This is a genomic window from Pseudonocardia pini (assembly GCF_013870575.1).
In the GTDB taxonomy this organism is placed as follows: Bacteria; Actinomycetota; Actinomycetes; order Mycobacteriales; family Pseudonocardiaceae; genus Pseudonocardia; species Pseudonocardia pini.
Genome location: NZ_JACBXB010000974.1, coordinates 1 through 1,737, shown reverse-complemented (window position 1 = coordinate 1,737; position 1,737 = coordinate 1). Strand labels below are relative to the sequence as shown.

Here is a 1,737-nt window from a genome sequence, read left to right as displayed (position 1 = left end):
GTACGCCGCCTCCAGCTCGTCCGCCATGGTCGTGGTGAACGCGTTCAGCCGGTGCTCACCGTGGACGAGCTGACCGTGGCGGACCTGACCGCCGCGGCGAGCGCATAGGGGAGGCGACGATGCCGCAGGGCCAGGTCACGAGCGTCCCGCAGGACGGGCTCACCACCCGCCAGCGCCGCAACCGGCCGCTGCTGGTGGTGCACACCGGCGCGATGAAGGGGAAGTCGACGGCCGCGTTCGGCATGGCGCTGCGCGGCTGGAACCAGGGCTGGTCGATCGGGGTGTTCCAGTTCGTGAAGTCCGCGAAGTGGAAGGTCGGCGAGGAGGAGGCCTTCCGCGCGCTGGGCCGGGTGCACGAGCAGACCGGCGAGGGCGGACCCGTCGAGTGGCACAAGATGGGCTCGGGCTGGAGCTGGAGCCGCCGCGCGGGCACTGAGTCCGACCACGCCGCGGACGCGCTCGAGGGCTGGCGGGAGATCCGACGCCGGATCGAGGACCAGGTCCACGAGGTCTACGTGCTCGACGAGTTCACCTACCCCCTCAAGTGGGGCTGGGTCGACGTGCACGAGGTGGTCGAGGTGCTCGCCGCCCGCGAGGGGCGCCAGCACGTGATCGTCACCGGCCGGGACGCGGCGCCCGAGCTGGTCGAGGCCGCCGATCTCGTCATGGAGACGACGAAGGTCAAGCACCCGATGGACGCCGGGCAGAAGGGGCAGCGGGGCATCGAATGGTGACGCGCGCGCTGGTCGTCGCCGCGCCCGCGTCGGGGTCGGGGAAGACGACCGTCGCGACCGGCCTGATGGCCGCGCTCACCCGCCGCGGCACCGCCGTCGCGCCGTTCAAGATCGGTCCGGACTACATCGACCCCGGTTACCACACGCTCGCGGCCGGGCGGCCCGGCCGGAACCTCGATCCCGTGCTCGTGGGCGCGGAGCGGATCGGGCCGCTCGTGCGGCACGGCTCGCTCGGCTGCGAGATCGCGGTGATCGAGGGCGTCATGGGCCTGTTCGACGGCCGGGTGTCCGACGGCGCCGGGTCGACCGCGCAGGTCGCGGGCCTGGTCGGGGCGCCGGTGGTGCTCGTCGTGGACTGTCGCGGGCAGTCCCGCTCGCTCGCCGCGCTGCTGCACGGCTTCCGCTCGTTCGACCCGGACACCCGGGTGGCGGGGGTGATCCTCAACCGGGTCGGCTCGCCCCGGCACGAGGAGGTGCTGCGCGCCGCGTGCGACGAGGTCGGCCTCCCGGTCCTCGGCGCCCTGCCGCGCCGCACGGAGCTGGCCGTCCCGTCGCGACACCTCGGCCTGGTCACGGCCGTGGAGCACGGCCAGGCCGCCCTCGCGGCCGTCGACGCGATGGCCGAGCTGGTCGCCGCGCACGTCGACCTCGAGGCGGTGGCCGAGGTCGCGAGACCCCTCCCACCGGGCGAGACCTGGGACCCCGCGACCGCGCTGGCGGATTGTCCGACTCGCGCGTCGAGATGGGGGGACTCGCGGGGAACTACCCGCGAGTCCCTCCATCCCGACGCGCGAGTCGGACATGCCGGCCGACCGGTGACGGCGATGCTCGGCGGGCCCGCCTTCTCCTTCGGGTACGCCGAGCACGTCGAGCTGCTGGAGGCGGCGGGGGCCGAGGTGGTGCTCGTCGACCCGCTGCGAGACGAGACCCTGCCCGAAGGGACGGGCGGGCTCGTGCTCCCCGGCGGGTTCCCCGAGGAGCACGTGGCGGCCCTCGGCGCGAA

General features: G+C 74.3%; 2 protein-coding genes. Both read left to right on the top strand.

Translation table 11 applies throughout. The features are described from left to right. The first annotated feature begins 119 nt into the window (after positions 1–119). Positions 120–734, top strand: coding sequence for a cob(I)yrinic acid a,c-diamide adenosyltransferase (gene cobO / locus H5J29_RS31500; RefSeq protein WP_181784573.1), 615 nt, complete (start codon positions 120–122; stop codon positions 732–734). Continuing rightward, the coding region (locus H5J29_RS31495; RefSeq protein WP_181784572.1) for a cobyrinic acid a,c-diamide synthase CobB at positions 728–1,737 on the top strand (1,010 nt) is incomplete at its 3' end. The genes cobO and H5J29_RS31495, both read left to right, overlap by 7 nt.

Bases quoted from the DNA above. Each gene is read 5' to 3' on its own strand.
- cobO (WP_181784573.1), top strand. From the start codon at position 120: ATGCCGCAGGGCCAGGTCACGAGCGTCCCGCAGGACGGGCTCACCACC.